Annotated in this window: 21 protein-coding genes; 12 read left to right on the forward strand and 9 right to left on the reverse strand. The window is 67.3% G+C overall.

All coding sequences use genetic code 11. The annotated features are described in order from the left end of the window. Nucleotides 1–56: 56 nt before the first annotated feature. The 4 genes from U5798_RS36220 to U5798_RS36235 form a co-directional block, all read right to left on the reverse strand. Complete coding sequence (locus tag U5798_RS36220; protein WP_124456477.1) at nucleotides 57–773, reverse strand: O-methyltransferase; 717 nt, start codon at nucleotides 771–773, stop codon at nucleotides 57–59. A 105-nt stretch (nucleotides 774–878) separates the two neighbouring features. After that, a complete protein-coding gene (locus U5798_RS36225; protein ID WP_322084811.1) occupies nucleotides 879–1,175 on the reverse strand; it encodes a 4Fe-4S dicluster domain-containing protein in 297 nt (98 codons plus the stop codon). A 2-nt stretch (nucleotides 1,176–1,177) separates the two neighbouring features. Next, nucleotides 1,178–1,486 (reverse strand): hypothetical protein, encoded by a 309-nt coding sequence (locus tag U5798_RS36230; RefSeq protein ID WP_124456479.1) that lies wholly within the window; start codon nucleotides 1,484–1,486, stop codon nucleotides 1,178–1,180. 12 nt (nucleotides 1,487–1,498) lie between these two features. Next, nucleotides 1,499–2,080, reverse strand: coding sequence for an RNA polymerase sigma factor (locus U5798_RS36235; protein ID WP_322084812.1), 582 nt, complete (start codon nucleotides 2,078–2,080; stop codon nucleotides 1,499–1,501). Between the two features lie 278 nt (nucleotides 2,081–2,358). On the opposite strand from U5798_RS36235, the gene U5798_RS36240 reads away from it, so the two are divergent. Then, on the forward strand, nucleotides 2,359–4,188 hold the full coding sequence (locus U5798_RS36240) for a methyl-accepting chemotaxis protein (protein ID WP_124456480.1): 1,830 nt from the start codon (nucleotides 2,359–2,361) through the stop codon (nucleotides 4,186–4,188). Nucleotides 4,189–4,284: 96 nt separating this feature from the next. Here U5798_RS36240 and U5798_RS36245 read toward each other — a convergent pair whose 3' ends face one another. Continuing rightward, nucleotides 4,285–4,656 (reverse strand): nuclear transport factor 2 family protein, encoded by a 372-nt coding sequence (locus U5798_RS36245; protein ID WP_322084823.1) that lies wholly within the window; start codon nucleotides 4,654–4,656, stop codon nucleotides 4,285–4,287. Between the two features lie 311 nt (nucleotides 4,657–4,967). After that, entirely contained in the window at nucleotides 4,968–5,972 is a 1,005-nt protein-coding gene (locus U5798_RS36250; protein WP_124456482.1) for an AraC family transcriptional regulator, read from the reverse strand. A gap of 145 nt (nucleotides 5,973–6,117) precedes the next feature. On the opposite strand from U5798_RS36250, the gene U5798_RS36255 reads away from it, so the two are divergent. From U5798_RS36255 to U5798_RS36265, 3 genes are read left to right on the forward strand one after another with little or no spacing between them, the layout of a single operon-like run. After that, the gene (locus U5798_RS36255) at nucleotides 6,118–7,785 is read left to right on the forward strand and encodes an acyl-CoA synthetase (RefSeq protein WP_322084813.1); all 1,668 of its coding nucleotides are present in this window, start codon (nucleotides 6,118–6,120) and stop codon (nucleotides 7,783–7,785) included. 13 nt (nucleotides 7,786–7,798) lie between these two features. After that, entirely contained in the window at nucleotides 7,799–8,566 is a 768-nt protein-coding gene (locus U5798_RS36260; RefSeq protein ID WP_124456484.1) for a 3-hydroxyacyl-CoA dehydrogenase, read from the forward strand. 18 nt (nucleotides 8,567–8,584) lie between these two features. After that, complete coding sequence (locus U5798_RS36265; protein WP_322084814.1) at nucleotides 8,585–9,775, forward strand: acetyl-CoA C-acetyltransferase; 1,191 nt, start codon at nucleotides 8,585–8,587, stop codon at nucleotides 9,773–9,775. A gap of 81 nt (nucleotides 9,776–9,856) precedes the next feature. Here the strand turns inward: U5798_RS36265 and U5798_RS36270 are convergent, their stop codons facing one another. Continuing rightward, nucleotides 9,857–10,555 (reverse strand): TetR/AcrR family transcriptional regulator, encoded by a 699-nt coding sequence (locus U5798_RS36270; RefSeq protein ID WP_124456486.1) that lies wholly within the window; start codon nucleotides 10,553–10,555, stop codon nucleotides 9,857–9,859. A 320-nt stretch (nucleotides 10,556–10,875) separates the two neighbouring features. On the opposite strand from U5798_RS36270, the gene U5798_RS36275 reads away from it, so the two are divergent. The 8 genes from U5798_RS36275 (at nucleotide 10,876) to U5798_RS36310 (ending at nucleotide 21,416) form a co-directional block, all read left to right on the forward strand. After that, the gene (locus U5798_RS36275) at nucleotides 10,876–12,156 is read left to right on the forward strand and encodes a Zn-dependent hydrolase (protein ID WP_322084815.1); all 1,281 of its coding nucleotides are present in this window, start codon (nucleotides 10,876–10,878) and stop codon (nucleotides 12,154–12,156) included. Between the two features lie 127 nt (nucleotides 12,157–12,283). Continuing rightward, a complete protein-coding gene (locus U5798_RS36280) occupies nucleotides 12,284–13,621 on the forward strand; it encodes an NAD(P)-dependent oxidoreductase (RefSeq protein WP_322084816.1) in 1,338 nt (445 codons plus the stop codon). A 53-nt stretch (nucleotides 13,622–13,674) separates the two neighbouring features. Then, nucleotides 13,675–14,991 (forward strand): NAD-dependent dihydropyrimidine dehydrogenase subunit PreA, encoded by a 1,317-nt coding sequence (gene preA / locus U5798_RS36285; RefSeq protein WP_124456489.1) that lies wholly within the window; start codon nucleotides 13,675–13,677, stop codon nucleotides 14,989–14,991. Nucleotides 14,992–15,094: 103 nt separating this feature from the next. Continuing rightward, nucleotides 15,095–16,603 (forward strand): NCS1 family nucleobase:cation symporter-1, encoded by a 1,509-nt coding sequence (locus U5798_RS36290; RefSeq protein WP_322084817.1) that lies wholly within the window; start codon nucleotides 15,095–15,097, stop codon nucleotides 16,601–16,603. Nucleotides 16,604–16,666: 63 nt separating this feature from the next. Then, on the forward strand, nucleotides 16,667–18,124 hold the full coding sequence (hydA, locus tag U5798_RS36295; RefSeq protein WP_124456491.1) for a dihydropyrimidinase: 1,458 nt from the start codon (nucleotides 16,667–16,669) through the stop codon (nucleotides 18,122–18,124). A 254-nt stretch (nucleotides 18,125–18,378) separates the two neighbouring features. After that, entirely contained in the window at nucleotides 18,379–19,653 is a 1,275-nt protein-coding gene (locus tag U5798_RS36300) for a NupC/NupG family nucleoside CNT transporter (RefSeq protein WP_124456492.1), read from the forward strand. A 32-nt stretch (nucleotides 19,654–19,685) separates the two neighbouring features. Beyond that, nucleotides 19,686–21,002 (forward strand): thymidine phosphorylase, encoded by a 1,317-nt coding sequence (gene deoA, locus U5798_RS36305; protein WP_322084818.1) that lies wholly within the window; start codon nucleotides 19,686–19,688, stop codon nucleotides 21,000–21,002. Between the two features lie 24 nt (nucleotides 21,003–21,026). Next, nucleotides 21,027–21,416: a cytidine deaminase gene (locus U5798_RS36310; protein ID WP_124456494.1), complete on the forward strand. Its 390-nt coding sequence runs from the start codon at nucleotides 21,027–21,029 to the stop codon at nucleotides 21,414–21,416. 28 nt (nucleotides 21,417–21,444) lie between these two features. Here U5798_RS36310 and U5798_RS36315 read toward each other — a convergent pair whose 3' ends face one another. Then, on the reverse strand, nucleotides 21,445–22,560 hold the full coding sequence (locus U5798_RS36315; protein ID WP_322084819.1) for an aromatic ring-hydroxylating dioxygenase subunit alpha: 1,116 nt from the start codon (nucleotides 22,558–22,560) through the stop codon (nucleotides 21,445–21,447). Between the two features lie 204 nt (nucleotides 22,561–22,764). Then, entirely contained in the window at nucleotides 22,765–23,508 is a 744-nt protein-coding gene (gene msrA / locus U5798_RS36320) for a peptide-methionine (S)-S-oxide reductase MsrA (RefSeq protein WP_322084820.1), read from the reverse strand. Between the last annotated feature and the right edge of the window lie 33 nt (nucleotides 23,509–23,541).

Genomic DNA, 23,541 nt, shown 5'->3' on the forward strand with positions numbered 1-23,541 from the left:
GCGCCGAATGGCTAGTGACGACGCATCCAGCACCCACCTTTTGACGACACCTCCACTCAAGAAACGACAACCGTAAATTCGATGCCCGATTCAAAGTCCAGCGTCGTGGTCGAAAATCGCGGATCGTCGTCGAGGTAGTGCTTGTACGGTCGAACGGCGTCCTCGGCTGTATACATGTTGTCGGCCAGTACCACCGATCCCGGGCGCAGCAGTCGCTCGATCTGCTTGAACAGTTTCAGATAGGCGTCGGCCCATACGTCGATAAATACCAGGTCGAACGTACCGTCCAGCTCGGCAACGGTGTCGAATACGTTGCCCTCCCGCATGTCCACATAGGCGTCCAGGCCCGCTGTTCTGACGTGCGCGCGCAGATGCGCACACTTGAGCGCATCGCACTCGGTCGCCACGACCACGCCTCGGCCCAAGGTACGCAGTGCCTCGGCGAAATACAGGGTGGACACGCCGCGGGAGCTGCCGAGTTCGAGGATTCTCGCCGGCCGTCGCGAAAGCACCATGTTGCGCAAGAATCTTCCCGTTTCCGCCGACACGGCCAACGATAGCGGACTGCCTTCCGAGGTCGCGAAGTCGTCGGTGGACAGCCCGAGATTCTCGAGAAACCGTCCACGCAGCCGAGGCGCAAGCGCCTCGTATTCGTCGCCGAGCGACAGGAACGCTTCGTCCGATCCCTCGAACTGCGCGCGGGCGCGCGCGATGATTTCCGCGCGGCTCTCCTCATGAAGCCGTTGCAGAAGAGCAATGGTGGATGAAGCCATAAGTTTCCCTTGAAGAGATTGATGAAGTCGACGCGGTATCCGGCGATCGCCCGCTCCGCCAGGCTTCCTGTACTGTCGTTCCGTCATCGATGCGCCCAGGCGGCGCTACGTCCTGCGGGCGAGCGTGATGGCGCGTTCGGGACACGCCGTCACGCAAAGTCCGCATGAACGGCAGGCTTGCGCATTCGGCGTGTAGGCGACTGTCATTCCGTGCACGCGCTGCTTCAGGCGATGCATCAAACCGAGGCCGAGGTAATCGGCGTTGTCGATGCGCCGGATCTCGAACACGTTCTCGGGGCAAACGGCAACGCAATCCCCCTTGCCCTCGCAACGTTTCAGGTCGACGATCGGCGCAATCACCCCCGGCTTCTGCTTGCAGTCGCCTGTCGATTTCTCGCGCATGTTCACTCTCCCGCACGCGGGTTGCTGTCCGATCTCCATGCTGCCCGAAAACGCTCGCGTTCTTCCGGCGTCATCGATTCCCACTTGCGCCAGTGGCGCCGGCCGTGCCAGCCGCGGTGCCCGCGGAATCCGCCGAACAGAATGCGGCTCAACACGAGCAGGCCCAGCGCATGGGCAAAGTCGATCGTACGGGCGCCGACGAACAGGGCCGGCATCACCCAGTTCCACAGCATCATGACGACCCATCCAAGCACGCCTATGGCGATCACCACGAGCAGCGCCTTGCCGGCACATCTGATTCGAAAATTCATCCGTCGACTCCGTTAGTTATCCAGTTCGTCATAAATGGGCTGCAGTCGGGCGCGCAGATGCAAGACCGCATAACGTTTGCGCGCGAGCAGGGTATTGAGCGCGATACCGCTTTGCGCGGTCATCTCCTTGAACGACTGCCCTTCCAGTTCATGCGCAATGAAAACCTCACGCTGATTGGGTGGCAACTCGTCGAGTGCATCCTGCAAGGCCTTGAGCACCAGCGTGCGCGCGTAGCGTGCTTCGGGGCCGGCGTCGTGCGCCGGGAGCGCGAGGTCCAGTCGATACTCGTTGTTCGCTTCGTCCGCGGCGTCGAGCAATTCGGTCAGCGGCTGCTCTTTCTTCTTGCGAAAACGATCGATGATGCGGTTGCGCGCAGTACGGAAAAGCCACGCGCTCGCCTGTTCGATGGGGGCAGGCAGGCGATAGGCCTGCACGAATTCGTGAAACACATCCTGCAGGATGTCTTCGGCATCGTCCGGGTCGCGGATCCGGCGCCGGATGAAATTCACTAGTCTCGTTCGTTCACGCATCACCGTCGCCGTGATGTCGCGGTCTGGGTCGGTCATCATGTGCGAAGTGGGTGGCGATTCCATGCCTGTGAAGACGTTTCAGGCGCCGGAATATTGTGGCGCGTGTGAAAATTCGCTGCCGGGCACATCTTTGCCATGCGCCACCGACAGTCGGCACGGTAGCCCGGTCTTGCCGAATCGGTCCCGTCTTCCTCCCGCGACTCCGCAACCCGGCCGGTCCCTTATCCGAACTGGTCTGGCCAGTCAGGCCTTAAGTTCTCCCGACCGCTGTCGTTAAACAGGACGTTGCCGGCCTCCGGCGACCCCATTCAAATAACGCGGTAATGGAGATCGAAGTCATCATGCTGTCCTCGATTCGTGCTCGGATACTTGCGACCTGCGTCGCCATCGTGGTCACGGCGCTGGCCGTGACGGGGGGGCTGGTCTATTACGTCGTCAAGAACCACAACGACGAGGCCATCGACCAGAATCACAAGTCGATCCTCGCCGGTCACGCGCTGGCGATCAACGAATGGGTGGCCAGCAGAGCACGGGAAACCCAGGCACTCGCCGACACGATCGCGATCGGCGAAGGCGACCCGCTGCCGGCGTTGAAGCTGCTCGGCAAGTCGGGCGGTTTCGAGGTGCTGACGCTCGGCCTGCCGGACAAGACCGCGTTCTCGAACGTCCCGCTCGCGCCCGGCTACGACCCGACCGCACGCCCCTGGTACAAGCAGGCCGTCAGCGCGGGCCAGCTGGTCGTGACGGCGCTCTACCGTGATGCAACGACGGGCAAGCCGGCGGTTGCGTTTGCGGTGCCCGTGGTACGCGACGGCACGGTGAAGGGCGTACTGGCCGCCAGCCTGTTCATGGAGAGCGTGAGCGCGATCGTCACCTCCGTTCACCCGACACCGGCGAGCTTCGCATTCCTGGTGGACAAGAGCGGCCGCGTGATCGCGTCGGCCAAGACCGACCTGATCATGAAGCCCGCGACCGGTCTTTCGCCGGTGCTCGATTCCGAACACCTCGGCGCGCTGCAGTCGGCATCCGCGCCCGTCGCGGTCGACGTCGACGGGGCCACCAAGCTGGTGCGCGCACAGCCGATCGCCGGCACCGACTGGTCGCTGGTGCTCGCGCTCGACAAGGCGGACGTGACGGCCGGCATGCGTGCGGTCGCGACGACGACGCTGGCTGCCATCCTGATCGTTGCCGTCATCGCGGCGGCACTCGTCGGCGCGATGACGAACGCGGCCTTCAAACGCATTCTGCTGGTTCGCGATGCGCTCACGGACGTCTCGAGCGGTAGCGGCGACCTGACGAAACGCCTGCCTGCCGACGGCGCGGACGAAGCTGCGCAGATCGCGCATGCGTTCAACCTGTTCGCCGAAAAGATCAGCACGATCCTGCTGCAGATTCGCGAGTTCAGCGAATCCGTCAACCTGGCGAGCGCCGAGATTGCGCAGGGCAACCAGGATCTGTCGAGCCGGACCGAACATGCGGCGTCGAGCCTTCAGGAAACGGCCGCCGCGCTCGAGGAAATCGCCGGCACGGCCCGCAACTCGGCCGATGCGGCAAGCCAGGTGAGCCGTCTGGCGGAATCCGCGTCGAACGTCGCGCTGCGCGGCGGCTCGGTCGTGAGCGAGGTCGTGTCGACGATGAACGACATCACGCAAGCGTCCGGCGAGATCGCCAATATCGTCGGCGTGATCGACGGCATCGCGTTCCAGACCAACATCCTCGCGTTGAACGCCGCCGTCGAGGCAGCACGCGCGAACGAGCACGGCCGTGGCTTCGCGGTCGTCGCGGGCGAGGTGCGTGCACTCGCGCAACGTAGCGCGCAGGCCGCCAAGGAGATCAAGCAACTGATTCACTCGTCGGTCGAAAAGATCGAAGGCGGCTCCGGACTCGTCCAGACGGCCGGCGCGACGATGGACGAAATCGTCGCGGGCGTGCGCAGCATCACGGGCGTGATCGCCGAGATTACCGTCGCGGCAAAGGAGCAGAGCACGGGTCTCGAACAGGTGAATCAGGCCGTGTCGCATCTCGACGATGCGACGCAGCAGAATGCGGCGCTCGTCGAGCAGTCGGCCGCCGCGGCGACGTTGCTGCGCGAGCAGGCCGCCAGGCTCGCGCAGACGGTCGGCGAGTTCAAGCTCGAGGACCATCGTGCATCGACGTCGCAGCCGGCCTGACGAGGCGCGATACCGGCTGCGTCCATCCGCGACATGGGCGGGCGCAGCGTCCTTCACGCGTGCGTGACTGTCCGGTCAGCCGGAATCGCGCGCAGCCTACATGACCTGCGAAGCATGTCCGGCGACGACGCGCCAGCCGGCGCCCGAGCGGCGCCAGAGACGCGTATAGGCGAACGTGCCGTTGAACGCCGCGCCATCGAAATGGCCGGCGAGTGTCGCTTTCGTCGTGGTCAGGGTCATCGCGTCGATCGCGCATGCGCGCATCTCGTGGACGTCGAGCTTCTCCAGGCGCAGAAGCTTCGAGCGATGCGCGGACAGATCGTCCTCCTTCGAGATGACCTGGCCGGTCGGGACGGTGAACACCAGCTCGTCGTCCAGCAGCGCATCGAGCGCGTCGATATCGTTGACCAGCATCGCCGCGCGTAACGCGGTTTCAAACGGTTCGATGACGGTACGGATTGCTTCCATGTCGGATCCTCGCTGGGTTGTGACTGCGCACGCAATGGCGACGGACAAAGCCTACCGCGCATTCGACAGTGCCTGACTACGGACGAACCGGCGAGCCGGCTCGGCGGTGCGGACGTGTCGCGGATCGTTGGCCTGTCGCTGACGTCGCTCGTCCATGACGCGGGCCGCAAGCCGTTCTCGCGGCCGCTGCGAGGTGCCGCGGCGAGCGTCGACCGGATTGCCCGGAGAGTCGGCGCCCGGTTGACGTTACAGCGTGAGCGTTCGCAGGCGTTCGACTTGTGCTTCGAGCCCGAGGTCATGGGCGGCGTGCTTCACGGCTCCGCCTTCGCCGCATGCACGTCACGCCGGAACGCGCCGGGGCTCGTGCCCGTCCATTTGCGAAACGCGCGATGGAACGCGCTCGGCTCGGTGAAACCGAGTTCGGCCGCGATCTCCGCGACGCTGAGCGCGTGCCCGCGCAGCAGCGACTGGGCCAGCGCGCCGCGCAGCTCGTCCTTGATCGCCGCGAAGCTTTGTCCTTCGCTGCGCAAGCGCCGCCGCAGCGTCGCCGGCGTCGTGCCGAGGCGAACGGCCAGCGCATCGAAGTCGGGCCACTCGGCGGCTGGCAGCGCTTTCAGGTGCGCGCGCGTCTTCGCGACCCAGCCGGTATCGTGCCGGTAGCGGACCAGCAGGTTGCCGGGCGCGCCGCGCAGGAAGGCTTTCAGCGCCTGCGCGGAGCGGATCGTCGGCAGCGCGAGGTACGCGGCGTTGAACGCGAGCCGGCTGTCGGGCCGGTCGAAATGCACGGGCACGCCGAAGAACTGGTGATAGTCGCTGCGCTGATCGGGGCTCGGGCACGCGAAATCGATACGCTGCAGCGGAATGCGCCGGCCGGTCAGCCAGCACGCGACGCCGAGCAGGATCAGCCAGAACGTCCGGTACGCGAACGCCGGATACGGCGCGCCCGACTGCGTCAGCACGATCTGCGCCTGCCCGTCGGCCACGACGAGCTCGCCATGCGGCTCGTCGAGCACCACGCGCATGAACTGCAGCGCACGCCGCAACGCCTGCTCGAGCGTGCCGGCGTGCAGCACCGCGTGGCAGAGCAGCGTGAAGCTGCCTTGCCGCATCGGGCGCGCGGCGAGGCCGAAGAATTCGTCGTCGAGCGTGCCGGCGATCGCCAGCCACAGCCGGCCGTACTGCTGCGGCGTGACGGGCTCGTGCACGGTGGCCGGCAGGCCGGCGGCGCGCAGCACCGGTTCCGTCGGCAACCCGCGCCGGCGCAGGCACGCGAGCGCATCGTCGACGAAATCCGGCGAAATCATCTGCGGCCCCATTTTTTTGCATCCTCCCGACATGGCAAAAGCGATCACGATTCTAGATTCTGTTTGTCATTGATTGCAATGTGCGGGCTGTCTACTATCGAGATATCCCCCGTCGCGCCCCTGGCTCGCCGGCGGCTATAACGCACAGGAGACACGCATGCCTGATGGAGCTACCGCCCGGGCGGTGCCGGCCTACGCCGACGCCGTGGCCCGGTTCAGTATCGAGACCGCCGCCGCGCAGTTGCACGGCGACCTGGAGCGCGGCCTGAACGCGTGCGTCGAATGCTGCGACCGGCACGCGACGGCGGATGCGGTCGCCCTCGACTGGATCGACATCGGCGGGCAGCACCACCGCTTCACGTTCGCGCAGATGCAGGCGCTGTCGGCCCGGGTCGCGAACCTGCTCGTCGCGCAGGGCGTGAAGCCGGGCGACGTCGTGGCCGGCATGCTGCCGCGCACGCCCGAGCTCGTCGCGACGATCCTCGGCACGTGGCGCGCGGGCGCCGTCTATCAGCCGCTGTTTACCGCGTTCGGCCCGAAGGCGATCGAGCACCGGCTGCGTATGAGCCATGCACGCGTCGTCGTGACCAACGTCGCGAATCGCGCGAAGCTCGACGAGATCGCCGATTGCCCGCCGGTCGCGACGGTGCGCGAAGCAGGCGAGACGCTGCCGGCGCACGACATCGATTTCCGCGCGGCGCTCGATGCGCAGGCCGATACGTTCGAACCCGTGCTGCGCAAGGGCACGGACCTGTTCATGATGATGTCGACGTCGGGCACGACGGGCTTGCCGAAGGGCGTGCCGGTGCCGTTGTACGCGCTGCTCGCGTTCGGTGCGTACATGCGCGAGGCGGTCGACCTGCGCGCCGGCGACCGGTTCTGGAACATCGCCGATCCGGGCTGGGCGTACGGCCTCTATTACGCGATCACGGGCCCGCTGCTGCTCGGCCATGCGACGACGCTCTACGAGGGCGGCTTTACGGTCGACAGTACATACGACGTGATCGAGCGGCTCGGCATCACGAGCCTGGCCGGCTCGCCGACCGCGTACCGAATGCTGATGGCCGCCGGGCCGGAGGCGGCCGCGCGCGTGAAGGGCAAGCTGCGCGTGGTGAGCAGTGCGGGCGAACCGCTGAATCCGGAAGTCGTGCGCTGGTTCGACGCGGCGCTCGGCGCGCCGATCTACGATCACTACGGCCAGACCGAACTCGGGATGGTCGTGAACAACCATCACGGTCTCGCGCACGCGGTGCATGTCGGTTCGGCCGGCTTCGCGATGCCGGGCTACCGCGTCGCGGTGCTCGACGACGCGGGCCGCGAGCTCGGCCCCGGCGAACCCGGCAACCTCGCGATCGACATCGCGCGCTCGCCGCTGCTGTGGTTCCACGGCTACTGGCAGCAGGACACGCCGGCGATCGCGGGCGGCTACTACCGGACCGGCGACAACGTCGAGCTGGAGCCGGACGGCACCGTGAGCTTCATCGGCCGCGCGGACGACGTGATCACGTCGTCCGGCTACCGGATCGGCCCGTTCGACGTGGAAAGCGCGCTGATCGAGCATCCGGCCGTCAGCGAGGCCGCGGTGATCGGCGTGCCCGATCCGGAGCGCACGGAGATCGTGAAGGCGTTCGTCGTCCTGTCGAAAGGCTTCGACGGCACGCCGGAACTGGCCGAGGAATTGAGCCTGCATGTGAAGCGGCGGCTGTCCGCTCACGCGTATCCGCGCGCGATCGACTTCGTCGACGCGCTGCCGAAAACCCCGAGCGGCAAGATCCAGCGCTTCGTACTGCGCAAGATGGAAGCCGAGAAGGCCGCTCAACCCTGAATACGGACTGCGAATGAATATCAAGGATCGCGTTTTTCTGATTACGGGCGCCGGTTCGGGCCTCGGCGCCGCGGTGGCGCGCATGGTCGTCGAGCAAGGCGGCAAGGCCGTGCTGCTGGACGTCAATGACGATGCGGGCACGAGCCTCGCGCACGAACTCGGCACGGCCGCACGCTTCGTGAAGACCGACGTGACGAGCGAGGCCGACGGCCAGGCGGCCGTCGCCGCCGCGCGCGACGCGTTCGGCCGCATCGACGCGCTGGTCAACTGCGCGGGCGTCGCGCCGGGCGAGAAGGTCGTCGGCCGCGACGGCCCGCACTCGCTCGACCGTTTCGCGCGTGCGGTGTCGATCAACCTGGTCGGCACCTTCAACATGATCCGGCTGGCCGCCGAAGCGATGTCGAAGCAGGACGCCGATGCGGAAGGCGAGCGCGGCGTGATCGTCAACACCGCATCGGTCGCGGCGTTCGACGGGCAGATCGGGCAGGCGGCGTATGCTGCGTCGAAGAGCGGCGTGGTGGGCATGACGCTGCCGATCGCGCGCGAACTCGCGCGCTTCGGCATTCGCGTCGTGACGGTCGCGCCGGGCATCTTCGCGACGCCGATGATGGCCGGCATGCCGCAGGACGTGCAGGACGCGCTCGGCAAGAGCGTGCCGTTCCCGCCGCGGCTCGGCCGCCCGGAAGAATTTGCGGCGCTGGTGCGCCACATCGCCGAGAACACGATGCTGAACGGCGAAGTCATCCGTCTCGATGGCGCGTTGCGCATGGCACCGCGCTGACACTGGAGGAAGCGAATCATGACGACTCAGGATCCGATCGTAATCGTGGGCGCGGCGCGTACGCCGATGGGTGGTTTTCAGGGCGACCTGGCGGCAGCCAGCGCGAGCGACCTCGGCGCGGTGGCGATTCGTGCGGCGCTCGAACGCGCGAACGTGCCGGCCGAACGCATCGACGAAATCGTGTTCGGCTGCGTGCTGCCGGCCGGCCAGGGCCAGGCGCCGGCGCGGCAGGCCGCGCTGAAGGCAGGGCTGCCGCTCGGCGCGGGCGCGACCACGGTCAACAAGATGTGCGGTTCGGGGATGAAGGCCGCGATGTTCGCGCATGACTTGCTGCTGGCCGGTTCGGCGGCGGTAGCCGTCGCGGGCGGGATGGAGAGCATGACGAATGCGCCGTACCTGCTGCCGAAGGCACGCGCGGGCATGCGCATGGGTCACGGACAGGTGCTCGACCACATGTTCCTCGACGGGCTCGAGGACGCGTACGAGAAGGGCCGCCTGATGGGCACGTTCGCCGAGGATTGCGCGCAGGCGTACCAGTTCACGCGCGAGGCGCAGGACGCGTTCGCGATCGCGTCGCTGACGCGCGCGCAGCGCGCGATTGTCGAAGGGCGCTTCGTGTCGGAGATCGCACCGGTGACCGTGAAGGCCGGCAAGACGGAAAGCGTCGTGTCGATCGACGAGCAGCCGGGCAACGCGAAGCTCGACAAGATTCCGACGCTGAAGCCGGCGTTCCGCGAAGGCGGCACGGTGACGGCAGCGAACGCGTCGTCGATCTCGGACGGCGCGGCCGCGCTCGTGATGATGCGCCGCTCGGAAGCCGAGCGCCTCGGCCTCACGCCGAAGGCCGTGATCGTCGGGCATTCGACGTTTGCGGACAAGCCCGGCCTGTTCGCGACCGCGCCGATCGGCGCGCTGCGCAAGCTGTCGGAGAAGACCGGCTGGAGCCTGCGCGACGTCGACCTGTTCGAGATCAACGAAGCGTTCGCGGTGGTGCCGATGGCCGCGATGCGCGACCTCGACCTGCCGCACGAGAAGGTCAACGTGCACGGCGGCGCGTGCGCGCTCGGGCATCCGATCGGCGCATCGGGTGCGCGCGTGATGGTGACGCTGCTGGCCGCGCTCGAAACGTATGGATTGAAGCGCGGCGTCGCATCGCTGTGCATCGGCGGCGGCGAGGCGACGGCGATCGCGATCGAGCGCATCGCGTAACGCATCGCGGATCACGCACGCTGCAACGCGGGCGACGGGTATCGTGCAAGGCGGACTTGCGCGATACCCGTCGCCCGATTTTCATTCCGGAGAACCAGGCTTCGGCGACACCGCGCCGCACGCACGAATCACGAGCTGCACGACCTGCTCGGTCTTCTCGTCGAACGTCTTCTTCGTGAACGTGCGCTTGCCGCTCAGCGCGCGGATCTGCGCATCGAAATCCGCGTAGTGCTGCGTGGTCGCCCAGATCAGGTACATCAGCGCATGCGCGTCGATCGGCGCGAGCAGCCCACGTGCGATCCAGCCGTCGATCACGCTCACGCGCGTGTCGAACCACGGCTTCACGCGTTCCGACAGGATGTCCTGCATGTGCTCGGCGCCGTGGATGATCTCGTTGGCCCAGACCTTCGAGCCGAGCGGGCGCCGCTGCGACAGCGCCATCTTCGCGCGCACGTAGCCGCCGATCGCCTCCACCGGATCGTCGCCGCCTTCGAACGAGCCGGCCGCGCGATGCCAATCCTCGAACAGGTCTTCGAGCACGCGGCGGTACAGCGCGAGCTTCGTCGGAAAGTAGTAATGCAGGTTCGCTTTCGGCAGGCCGGCGCGCTCCGCGATCATCGCGGTGCTTGCGCCGTCGAGCCCGCGTTCGGCGAACACGGCCTCCGCACAGGCGAGCAGATGCGCCTCGTTGGACTCGCGGATGTGTGCCTTGCGTCGCCGCATCGGGGCGGACGTTTCGTCGCTGTCGGTGGCTTCGGCTGCCGCCTCGTCATGTCTCATCGTTACCCTCGCGCGGCGGGCATGCCGCGTTGGGCTTCATTCTAGCTGCTGATCCGCGTCGAACGCACGCGTGCGGATACCGCGCATCCGCTGCGATGCTGCGTTGCGATGGCACGTTTCTCGCTCTGTCGATTCCCTGAAGAAAGACATTGCGCTGGTCATTTTGATCGTCTAAAACCTGTCCAATCGGACAGGATTCAACGTACTTCGCGAGCGACCGCGGCATGCACCACCCAAGGGCGGGCGTGCGCCGAAACAGGCATGACATGCACCGGCACAGACCGGCTGACGACATCACCGACCCCACAGGAGCGATACGAATGAATGCGGTATCGGAAACAGTGAAGCGGGCAGCGTTCGACACGTCGATCAAGGTCGACGGGAAGCGGTTGTGGGACAGCCTGATGGAGGTGGCGAAGATCGGCGCAACGCCGAAAGGCGGCGTGTGCCGCCTCGCGCTGACGGATCTCGACAAGGCCGGCCGCGACCTGATCGTCGGCTGGGCGAAGGACGCCGGCTGCACGGTGACGGTCGATACGATGGGCAACGTGTTCATGCGGCGCGCAGGCCGCGTGGCCGACGCGGCGCCGGTCGTCACGGGCTCGCACGCGGATTCGCAGCCGACCGGCGGCCGCTTCGACGGCATCTACGGCGTGCTTGGCGGCCTCGAGGTGATTCGCAGTCTCAACGATCGCGGGATCGAGACCGAGCATCCGGTCGAGGTCGTGATCTGGACCAACGAGGAGGGCTCGCGCTTCGCGCCCGCGATGGTTGCATCCGGCGTGTTCGCCGGCGTGTTTTCGCTCGAATACGGGCTGTCGCGCAAGGACGTCGACGGCAAGACGATCGGCGAGGAACTGGCGCGCATCGGCTACGCGGGCGAGGTGCCGTGCGGCGGGCGCAAGCTGCATGCGGCGTTCGAACTGCATATCGAGCAGGGGCCGATTCTCGAAGCGGAATGCAAGACGATCGGCGTCGTGACCGACGCACAGGGGCAGCGCTGGTACGAGGTCACGTTCACCGGCCAGGAAGCCCATGCGGGGCCGACGCCGATGCCGCGTCGACGTGACGCGCTGCTCGGCGCGTCGCGCGTGGTCGATCTCGTCAACCGGATCGGCCTCGATCATGCACCGTTCGGCTGCGCGACGGTCGGCATGATGCAGGTTCACCCGAACTCGCGCAACGTGATTCCGGGCCGCGTGTTCTTCACTGTCGATTTCCGGCATCCGGACGACGCGGTGCTCGCGAAGATGGATGCCGCACTGCGCGACGGCGTCGCGCGCATCGCGGCCGACATCGGGCTCGAAACGGCACTCGAGCAGATCTTCTATTACAAGCCGGTCGCATTCGATGCCGCCTGCGTCGAGGCCGTGCGCGGCGCGGCCGATCGCTTCGGCTACTCGCATCGCGACATCGTATCGGGCGCCGGGCACGACGCGTGCTATCTCGCGCAGGTCGCGCCGACGTCGATGGTGTTCGTGCCGTGCGTCGACGGCATCAGCCACAACGAGATCGAGGACGCGACGCCTGCATGGATCGAGGCCGGCGCGAACGTGCTGCTGCACGCGATGCTGTCGCGCGCATGCGAGCCGGCTTCATGACGCATCGACCGTAGCAGCCGTAAGGCTGCGTATCGCCTGATTGCAGGATTCCTCAGCATGACCGCCCCGACTGTGCATTCGCAGCCGGCGGGGACGGCTTTGTCTCCACTCAGTCGAAGGAACGCGTATGACCACCAAGCCAACCGGCGATATCGCCGCGCATCGCCTGTCGTCCACGCAACTCTCGTGCGAATTCGCCGATATCGCGCCGCTGCTCGATCCGACTGCCGCTGCCGCCGCTGCAAGCCGCTGCCACTACTGCTACGACGCGCCGTGCGTGCAGGCGTGCCCGACGCAGATCGACATCCCGAGCTTCATCCGCAAGATCGGCAACGGCAACCTGAAGGGGGCCGCGACCGACATCCTGTCCGCGAATCCGCTCGGCGGGATGTGCGCACGCGTATGCCCGACCGAGATCCTGTGCGAAGGCGCATGCGTGCGGAATCACCAGGATGCGCAGCCCGTCGCGATCGGCGCGCTGCAGCGGCATGCGACCGACTGGGCGATGGAAACCGGTGCGGTGCAGTTCCGGCGCGCGCCCGACACGGGCCGCCACGTCGCGGTGGTCGGCGCGGGGCCGGCCGGGCTCGCGTGCGCGCACCGGCTCGCGCTGGCCGGGCATCGCGTCACGCTGTTCGACGCGCGCCCGAAGGCCGGCGGCCTCAACGAATACGGGATCGCCGCGTACAAGACCGTCGACGATTTCGCGCAGCGCGAAGTCGAGTGGCTGCTGTCGGTGGGCGGCATCACGCTGGAAACGGGTGTCGCGCTCGGCCGCGACGTGACGCTCGACGCGCTGCGCGAGCAGCACGATGCGGTGTTTCTCGCGATGGGCCTCGGCGGTGTGCGGGCGCTCGCGATCGACGGCGAGCAACTGGGCGGCGTGATGAACGCGGTCGACTTCATCGAGCAGGTGCGGCAGGCCGACGGGCTGGAGAACGTGCCGGTCGGGCGGCGCGTGGTCGTGATCGGCGGCGGCAATACGGCCATCGATGCATCCGTGCAGAGCCGCAAGCTCGGCGCCGAGCGCGTGACGATGGTGTATCGGCGCGGCGTCGACGCGATGAGCGCGACGTGGGCCGAGCGCGAATTTGCGCAGAAGAGCGGCGTGGCGCTCGTCACGCACGCGAAGCCCGTGCGCATCGCGGGCGCGAACGGGCAGGTGACGGGCGTCGAATTCGAGACCGCATCGGGCGAGTGCTTCACCGTCGATGCGGACATGGTGCTGAAGGCGATCGGCCAGACGCTGGCGCCGGACGGTGTCGCGGCCGCGTTGCTGACGGCCGACGGCACGCGCATCGCGGTGGCCGCGGACGGGCGCACGGCGCTGCCCGACGTATGGGCCGGCGGCGACTGCGCGGCGACGGACGGCATCGACCTCACGGTGCAGGCCGTGCAGGACGGCAAGCGCGCGGCCGCGTCGATCGACGCGGCGCTCGCCGCCCGCGACGCGAAGGCGGCCTGAACGCGCGGCGTACCACGCACACCGAACACGACCCCATTCTCACGGAGCCGACCATGGCCGACCTTCGCTGCACCATCGCAGGCATCACTTCGCCGAATCCCTTCTGGCTGGCGTCGGCACCGCCGACCGACAAGGCCTACAACGTCAACCGCGCATTCGAGGCGGGCTGGGGCGGCGTCGTCTGGAAGACGCTCGGGCTCGATCCGCATGTCGTCAACGTCAGTTCGCGCTACGGCGCCGTGCAGTGGAACGGCCAGCGCATCGCGGGGCTGAACAACATCGAGCTGATCACCGACCGTCCGCTGGACGTGAACCTGAGGGAGATCGCGCAGGTGAAGCGCGATTGGCCGGACCGCGCGCTGATCGTATCGCTGATGGTGCCGTGCAACGAACGCGACTGGAAGTGGATCCTGCCGCTCGTCGAGGATACCGGGGCCGATGCGGTCGAACTCAACTTCGGCTGCCCGCACGGGATGAGCGAGCGCGGGATGGGTGCGGCCGTCGGGCAAGTGCCCGAGTACGTCGAGATGGTCACGCGCTGGGTGAAGGAAGGCACGAAGCTGCCGTGCCTCGTGAAGCTCACGCCGAACATCAGCGACATCCGGATGGGGTCGCGCGCCGCGTACAAGGGCGGCGCGGACGGCGTGTCGCTGATCAACACGATCAACTCGATCGTCGCGGTCGATCTCGACCAGATGGCGCCGATGCCGACCGTCGACGGCAAGGGCACGCACGGCGGTTATTGCGGGCCGGCCGTGAAGCCGATCGCGCTGAACATGGTCGCCGAGATCGCACGCGATCCGGAAACGCCGAACCTGCCGATCTCGGGCATCGGCGGCATCTCGTCCTGGCGCGACGCGGCCGAGTTCATGGTGCTCGGCGCCGGCAGCGTGCAGGTGTGCACCGCGGCGATGCATTACGGATTCCGGATCGTATCGGACCTTGCCGACGGGCTGTCGAACTGGATGGACGAGAAGGGCTATGCGACGCTCGACGACATTCGCGGCCGCGCAGTGCCGAACGTGACCGACTGGAAATACCTGAACCTGAAGTACGACATCAAGGCGCGCATCGACCAGGACCGGTGCATCCAGTGCGGGCTGTGCCATATCGCGTGCGAGGACACGTCGCACCAGGCGATCACCGCGACGAAGGACGGCGTGCGGCACTTCGAAGTAGTCGATTCGGAGTGCGTCGGGTGCAATCTTTGCATGCATGTGTGTCCGGTCGAGCAATGCATCACGATGGAGCGTGTCGATTCGGGCGACTACGCGAACTGGACCACGCATCCGAACAATCCGGCGAGCGCGGATGCCGGAGCCGGTGCGGGCACCGCGGCGCCACCGGAGAAACACGCGAAGGCGGCCTGACCGGCGTTCGGCGGCGCGGGAGATCCGGTGCCGCCGCTTTTCGTTGTCCCCTGGGCCGGCATCAGGCGATGCCGGTACTGACGTTTCTCGTGGAGTGCGATCGATGACATCCGCAGCGAATCCCGCCGATCCCGACAGCGCCGCGGCGCCGGGCGGCAGCCTGTACAACGACGACCTCGCGCCGACGACGCCGGCGCAGCGCACGTGGAAGTGGTATCACTTCGCGGCGCTATGGGTCGGGATGGTGATGAACATCGCGTCGTACATGCTCGCGGCCGGGCTGATCCGGGAGGGCATGTCGCCGTGGCAGGCGGTGATGACGGTGCTGCTCGGCAACCTGATCGTGCTCGTGCCGATGCTGCTGATCGGCCATGCGGGTGCGAAGCACGGGATTCCGTACGCGGTGCTCGTGCGTGCGTCGTTCGGCACGCAGGGCGCGAAGCTGCCTGCGCTGTTGCGCGCGATCGTCGCATGCGGCTGGTATGGCATCCAGACCTGGCTCGGCGGCAGCGCGATCTACACGTTGCTGAATATCCTGACCGGCAACGCGCTGCACGGTGATGCGCTGCCGCTCGTCGGCATCTCGTTCGGGCAACTCGCGTGCTTCCTCGTGTTCTGGGTGCTGCAGCTGTACTTCATTTGGCACGGCACCGATTCGATCCGCTGGCTCGAAAGCTGGTCCGCGCCGATCAAGGTCGTGATGTGCGTGGCGCTCGTGTGGTGGGCGACGTCGAAGGCAGGCGGCTTCGGCTCGATGCTGTCGGCGCCGTCGCAGTTCGCGGCGGGCGGCAAGAAGGCCGGGCTGTTCTGGGCGACGTTCTGGCCGGGCCTGACCGCGATGGTCGGTTTCTGGGCGACGCTCGCGCTGAACATTCCCGATTTCACGCGCTTCGCGCATTCGCAGCGCGACCAGATGATCGGGCAGTCGATCGGGCTGCCGCTGCCGATGGCGCTGCTGTCGGTGGTGTCGGTCGTCGTGACGTCGGCGACCGTCGTGATCTACGGCAACGCGATCTGGGATCCGATCGACCTGACGAGCCGGATGACGGGTATCGGCGTGGGCATTGCGCTCGTGATCCTCACGCTCGACACGATGTGCTGCAACCTCGCCGCGAACCTCGTCGGCCCGGCATACGATTTCTCGAGCCTGTGGCCGAAGGCCATCTCGTACCGCGCCGGCGGGATGATCACCGCGACGATCGCGATCGTGATGATGCCGTGGAAGATCCTCGCGACGACGGACGGCTATATCTTCACCTGGCTCGTCGGCTATTCGGCGCTGCTCGGGCCCGTCGCGGGCATCCTGATGGTCGACTACTTCCTGATTCGCGGCACGCAGCTCGATACGCGCGCGCTGTTCGACGAACGCGGCGGCTTCAGCTACGCGCGCGGCTGGAACCCGGCCGCGCTGGCCGCGCTCGCGGTCGGCGTGCTGCCGAACCTGCCCGGCTTCCTGCACACGGCATTCCCGGCGTCGTTCCCGAACGTGCCGGCGTTCTTCAACACGCTTTATACGTACGCGTGGTTCGTCGGCCTCGTGCTGGCATCCGGCGTGTACGGCACCTGGATGAAGTGGCGCGCCGGACAGCGCGCGCAGATCGCGAGCGCATGACGCACGCGGCATGCGATGCAGGCGCGGCATGCGGCACCCGACAGTCAACGAGGAGGCAACCAAATGGCAATCCTGATTCGCGGCGGCACCGTGGTCGATGCGGACCGCTCCTATCGCGCGGACGTGCTCTGCGCGGACCCGCAGGACGGCGGCACGATCCTGCAGATCGCCGAGAAGATCGACGCGCCGGCCGGCGCGACCGTCGTCGACGCGCACGACCAGTACGTGATGCCGGGCGGCATCGATCCGCATACGCACATGGAACTGCCGTTCATGGGCACGAGGGCGAGCGACGATTTCTACTCGGGCACGGCCGCCGGGCTGTCGGGCGGCACGACGAGCATCATCGATTTCGTGATCCCGAGCCCGAAGCAGCCGTTGATGGACGCGTTCCTCGAATGGCGCGGCTGGGCCGAGAAGGCGGCGTCCGACTACGGTTTCCACGTGGCCGTGACATGGTGGGACGAGAGCGTGCACCGCGACATGGGCACGCTCGTGCGCGAGCACGGCGTATCGAGTTTCAAGCACTTCATGGCGTACAAGAACGCGATCATGGCCGACGACGAGATTCTCGTGAACAGCTTCACGCGTTCGCTCGAACTCGGCGCGCTGCCGACCGTGCATGCGGAGAACGGCGAGCTCGTGTTCCAGCTGCAAAAGGCACTGCTCGCACGCGGGATGACGGGGCCGGAGGCGCATCCGCTGTCGCGCCCGCCGGAGGTCGAGGGCGAGGCCGCGAACCGCGCGATCCGCATCGCGCAGGTGCTCGGCGTGCCCGTGTATATCGTGCACGTATCGGCGAAGGACGCTGTCGACGTGATCACGCGGGCGCGCAGCGAAGGGCTGCGCGTGTTCGGCGAGGTGCTGCCGGGCCACCTGGTGATCGACGAGGCCGTCTATCGCGATCCGGACTGGACGCGCGCGGCCGCGCACGTGATGAGCCCGCCGTTCCGCTCGGCCGAGCATCGCGAGGCGCTGTGGCGCGGGCTGCAGTCGGGGCAGCTGCATACGACGGCGACCGATCACTGCGTGTTCTGCGCGTCGCAGAAGGCGATGGGTCGTGACGATTTCACGAAGATCCCGAACGGCTGCGGCGGTGTGGAGGATCGCATGTCGGTGCTGTGGCATCACGGCGTGAATCACGGGCGCATCACGCCGAACGAGTTCGTGCGGATCACGTCGACGAACGCCGCGCAGATCTTCAACCTGTATCCGCGCAAGGGCGCGGTGCAGGTCGGCGCCGATGCCGATCTCGTCGTCTGGGACCCGGCCGCGACGAAGACGATTTCGGTGAAGACCCATCACCAGCAGGTCGACTTCAACGTGTTCGAGGGGATGACCGTGCAGGGTGTGGCGACGCACACGCTCACGCGCGGTGCGCTCGCATGGGCCGACGGCGAGTTGCGCGCGGTGCGCGGCGCGGGCCGCTACCTGAAGCGCCCGCCGGCGGCCGGCTACTACGAGGCCGCGCGGATCGCGAACCGGCTGCGCGAGCCGCATCCGGTCGAGCGCGCGGGCTGAACGACGCGTGTCATGCGGGGCGTGTCCGTTCGGGCGGAGAACGGCACGCCCCGCGTGCGTTCATACATGGTAGATAGAACAACTGAACAAGCTGGAAAAGCGCCAAAGAAGCAACGATCGATGCAATTGGACGCAGCGATTTTGACGTCGTTGCAGGCGTGCGTATCGAGCGAGTAACATCCACCAACCCCATGCAGGGGTCGCGGGCCAGGGCCGCCCGCCGGACAGTTCAAATAGTGAGAAAGGAGCACAAGGTGGATATTCTGCGCAGTCTCCTCGGTATGCTGTTCCTGTTGCTGGTTGCTTATCTGTTGTCGAACAATCGCCGTGCGGTCAGCGGCCGGACCATGATCGCCGCGCTGCTCACGCAGTTCGCGATCGGCGCGCTGGTGCTGTTCGTACCGTCGGGCCGCGCGGTGCTGGCTGCGGCCGCGAACGGCGTCAATCGTGTGCTCGACATGGGCAATCACGGCATCGCGTTCGTGTTCGGCGGACTGGTCGACGCCCGCATGTTCCAGCTGTTCGGCGACGGCGGATTCGTATTCGGCCTGCGCGTGCTGCCGATGATCATCTTCGTCACCGCACTGATCTCCGTGCTGTACTACATCGGTGTGATGAAGTGGATCGTCGCGATCCTCGGTGCGGGGCTCGCGAAAGTGCTCGGCGTGAGCCGCATCGAGGCATGCTCGGCCGTCGCGACGATCTTCCTCGGGCAGAGCGAGATGCCCGCGCTCGTGAAGCCGTTCGTGCGGAACATGACGAGCGCCGAGATCTTCACGGTGATGGCGAGCGGCATGGCGTCGGTCGCGGGTTCGGTGCTGGTCGGCTACGCCGGCCTCGGCGTGAAGATGGAGTACCTGCTCGCCGCGTCGTTCATGGCGGTGCCGGGCGGGCTGCTGTTCGGCAAGCTGCTGTTTCCGACCGTCGAGCCGAGCCGCGTGGTGGTCGACGGTCTCGATTTCGACGACAAGCGGGCTGCCAACGTGATCGAGGCCGCGGCGTCCGGCGCGTCGGTCGGCCTGCGGATCGCGATCAACGTCGGCGCGATGCTGATCGCGTTCGTCGGGCTCATCGCGCTGATGAACCTCATCGTCGGCGGCGCGGCCGCGTTCGCGGGCTTTCCGCAGGTCACGCTGGTGGGCATCATCGGCCACCTGTTCGCGCCGCTGGCGTGGATCATCGGCGTGCCCTGGCACGATGCGACGCTCGCCGGCAACTTCATCGGCGAGAAACTGATCTTCAACGAGTTCGTCGCGTACGGCGACCTGTCGCCGTACCTGAAGGGCGGCGAGCACGTCGCGGCGGCCGGCCTGCAGGTGCTCGACCCGAAGACGCTCGCGATCGTGTCGTTCGCGCTGTGCGGCTTCGCGAACTTCTCGTCGATCGCGATTCTCGCGGGCGGCTTCAGCGCGGTGGCACCCGAGCGCCGCTCGGACGTCGCGCGGCTCGGCTTGCGCGCGCTGACGGCCGCGACGCTGTCGAACCTGATGAGCGCGGCGATTGCCGGCCTGTTCTTTTCGCTGCATTGACGTAGACTGCGACCGTTCGAAGAGAGGCAACAATGTTTCTACCGCAGGAATTCATTCGCAGGAAGCGCGACGGGCAGCCGCTCGATCGTGACGGGATTGCCGCGTTCGTGCGCGGCGTGACCGACGGCAGCGTGACCGAGGGCCAGGTGGCGGCGTTCGCGATGGCCGTGTTTTTCAACGACCTGAGCACCGACGAGCGCGTCGCGCTGACGCTCGCGCAGCGCGATTCGGGCGACGTGCTCGACTGGCGCGCGCTCGATCTCGACGGGCCGGTGATCGACAAGCATTCGACCGGTGGCGTCGGCGATGTGGTGTCGCTGATGCTCGGGCCGATGGTGGCCGCCTGCGGCGGCTATGTGCCGATGATCTCCGGGCGCGGGCTCGGCCATACGGGCGGCACGCTCGACAAGCTCAGCGCGATTCCCGGCTACGACGTGATGCCCGCGACGGATGCGTTTCGCCGCACGGTGCGCGACGTCGGCGTCGCGATCATCGGGCAGACCGCGCGGCTCGCGCCGGCCGACAAGCGCATCTATGCGATTCGCGACGTGACGGCGACCGTCGAGTCGGTCGCGATGATCACCGCGTCGATCCTGTCGAAGAAACTCGCGGCGGGGCTCGACGGGCTCGTGATGGACGTGAAGGTCGGCTCCGGCGCGTTCATGCCGACCGCGGAGAAATCGGCGGAACTGGCCCGCAGCATCGTCGACGTCGGCAACGGCGCGGGCATGAAGACGACCGCGATCCTCACCGACATGAACCAGTCGCTCGCGCCTTGCGCGGGCAATGCGCTCGAGGTCGCATGCGCAATCGACTACCTGACCGGCAAGGCGCGCCCGGCGCGCCTGCATGACGTGACGATGGCGCTGTCGGCGGAACTGCTCGTCACCGGCGGGCTGGCACGCGATGTCGTCCACGCGCGCGAGAAGCTGCAGCAGGCGCTCGATTCGGGCGCGGCGGCCGAACGCTTCGCGAGAATGGTCGTGGCGCTCGGTGGCCCTGCGGACCTGATCGACGTGCCGTCCCGGCACCTGGCGCGGGCGGCGGTGATCGTGCCGGTTCCGTCGCCTTCGACCGGCGTGGTGCAGCGGGTCGATTGCCGCGGGCTGGGGCTGACGGTCGTCGCGCTCGGCGGCGGCCGTACGCGCGCGGAGGATGCGATCGACGTCAGCGTCGGCCTCACGGCGCTGGCGGAGATCGGGCAGCGCGTCGAGGCCGGCGAGCCGCTCGGTTACGTGCATGCGCGCGATGACGCGTCCGCGGCGCATGCGGTGGACGCGGTCCGGCGCAGCTACGTGCTCGGCGAGACGGGCGACGTGCCGCCGACCCTTTACCAGCAGATCGGCTGACCCTACTCCGGAGGCACCTTCTCGATGGAACGAGACGAACTGATCGAACAGGCCAAGGCGGCGCGCGAACGCGCGTACGCGCCGTATTCGCGCTTCCAGGTCGGCGCGGCGCTGCAGGCGCGCGACGGCACGGTTTTCCACGGCTGCAACGTCGAGAACGCGTCCTACGGATTGTGCAATTGCGCGGAACGCACGGCGATGTTTTCGGCGATCGCCGCCGGCTATCGTCCGGGCGACTTCGCGCGGCTTGCGGTCGTCGGCGACACGGATGACCCGATCGCGCCGTGCGGCGCGTGTCGTCAGGTGATCATCGAAATTGGCCTGCCGGATATCGAAGTGATCCTGGCCAACCTGAAGGGGGCCGTCGAAGTCACGACGGCCCGCGCATTGCTGCCGGGCGCGTTCAGCCTGTAACGGCGCGCGCGGCGGTGCGCCGCACGCGTCATGCGCCTTCGCGCGTTTCGCGGATCGGGATCACGGTGCGCGCGCCGCACTGGCGCAGCAGGTCGCGCAGCTCGTTGATGACCGGAAACACCTCGTGGTTCCAGTCGGCGCCTTGGGCGTCGTGTGCTTCCTGCTCGCGCTCGACGATCCAGCGATCCTCGCGGAAGATGCGCTCGGTGAACCACACGAGCAGCGGCCACGCGAGATCGAGTGCGAACGGGATGCCGGGCTTGTGGATCGATAGCAGTCCGAACGTGCGGTTGGTGCGCTGTTCGGCATCGAGCGGCACGTAGACGATCCACAGGTCCATCACGAGCGTGCCTTCGCTCGAGCGGATCTGCAGCGTCTGGTACGGGTAGCCGGTGCGTACCGTCATCACGCTCTTGTCGGACTGGTCGGCCGGCTTCTTGCTCGCGCCGAACACGAGCGCCTCGCCGACCGGCTGCTTGCCTTCCATCCGCGCGAACGTGTAGTCGACCTCGACCCAGTCGTCGCCGCGGCGCCGGCCGACCGAGCGCGCGCGCATTTGCCCCATCTGCTTGCGGTGCAGGAACTGATGGTTCATGTCCATCAGGTTCTCGTGCATGAACGAGTAGTGGCACTTGACCTCGCGGCCGAAGCGGCGTGTCTTGTACGCGCGGTTGTCCGCCGATTCGAGCGCGGGGAACGGCCGCGAGTCGGCAAGTGTCGCGTCGCCCGGAAACACGAAGATCAGCCCGTGCGCCTCGCGGCACGGATATGCACGCACGCCGTTGGGCAAGCGCTCGCGGCCGAGGTAGGGCACGTCGACGCAGCGGCCGCTGTCGCACGCGTAGGTCCAGCCGTGATAGCAGCAACGCAGCGTTTCGCCGCTGACGACGCCCGCGTGCAGCGGCACCTGGCGGTGCGCGCAACGATCCTCGAGCGCATACACGGCGCCGGACTCGGTGCGTACGAGCACGATCGGGTCGCCGGCGAAGCGCACGCCGAGCGTCTTGCCGCGCTTGAGCTCGCGCGACCATGCGAGCGGATACCAGTGATCGGGGTGAATCGGCACGCGGCGCAGATCGCGCACGGTCGCGCCGGAGGACGATTCTCCAACGGTGTTGCTGTCAGGCAAGGGTACTGCGAGCATGCGTGACGCCTCCTGGCTGGGCGGGTGGTCCGGACGCCGCAAGAAGCGGCGGGGGATCAGGAGAAGTCTACGCGAAGTTGCCCGCCGCGGCGGACGCGATGCGGGTTTGCCCCGGCATCGCGGCCGCGGTTTCGTTGATGCGGCGCAAACGGGGCCGCAGGCGGCGCGCGCCGGGCGATAACCCGTCGCGCGGCGGGTGGGCGCTCAGGAGCGGGCGTCGCGCCACAGCACTGCGTCGGAACGGTACAGCGCCGGGAAGCGCTGCTTCAGCCCGGCGACCTTCGGCAGGTCGTTGAACGCGATATAGGGCGCGTCGGGATGCAGCTCGAGGTAATTCTGGTGATAGGCCTCGGCCGGATAGAACCCCTTGTAGTCCTCGACGCGCGTGACGACGGGCGCCGCAAACACGTGCGCGGTGCCGAGCTGCGCGATGTACGCGGTCGCGACCGCGCGTTGCTGCGCGGTGGTCGGGAAGATCGCCGACCGGTACTGCGACCCTTCGTCGGGACCCTGCCGGTTGAGTTCGGTCGGATCGTGCGCAACCGAGAAGAACACCTGGAGCAGCCGGCCGTACGTGATCTGCGTCGGGTCGTAGACGATGCGCACCGATTCCGCATGCCCCGTCAGCCCCGAGCCGACGAGCGCGTAGTGCGCGGTTTCGGAGGCGCCGCCCGCATAGCCTGCCGTGACCTGCTTCACGCCCTTCACGTGTTCGAACACGCCCTGTACGCCCCAGAAGCAGCCGCCGGCGAGCACGGCCGTCTCTTCGTGCGACGCGCCGGCGGTTTCGTCGAGCGTCGGCGCGGGCACGGTACGCATCGGCTCCGCCGAATTGACGATGCGCTGGTAGCCGAACACGGCGGCGGCCGCGACGGCGACGGCGCCGATGCGGCGCAGCAAAGTCGCGCGCCGTCGCGCTGCGGCATCGCGGGTGGAGATCGGGTTCATCTTTTGCTCCTTTTTGAATGGGTCGGGGACCAC

This window comes from Burkholderia sp. BCC1972 (genome assembly GCF_905339605.1).
Classification (GTDB): domain Bacteria; phylum Pseudomonadota; class Gammaproteobacteria; order Burkholderiales; family Burkholderiaceae; genus Burkholderia.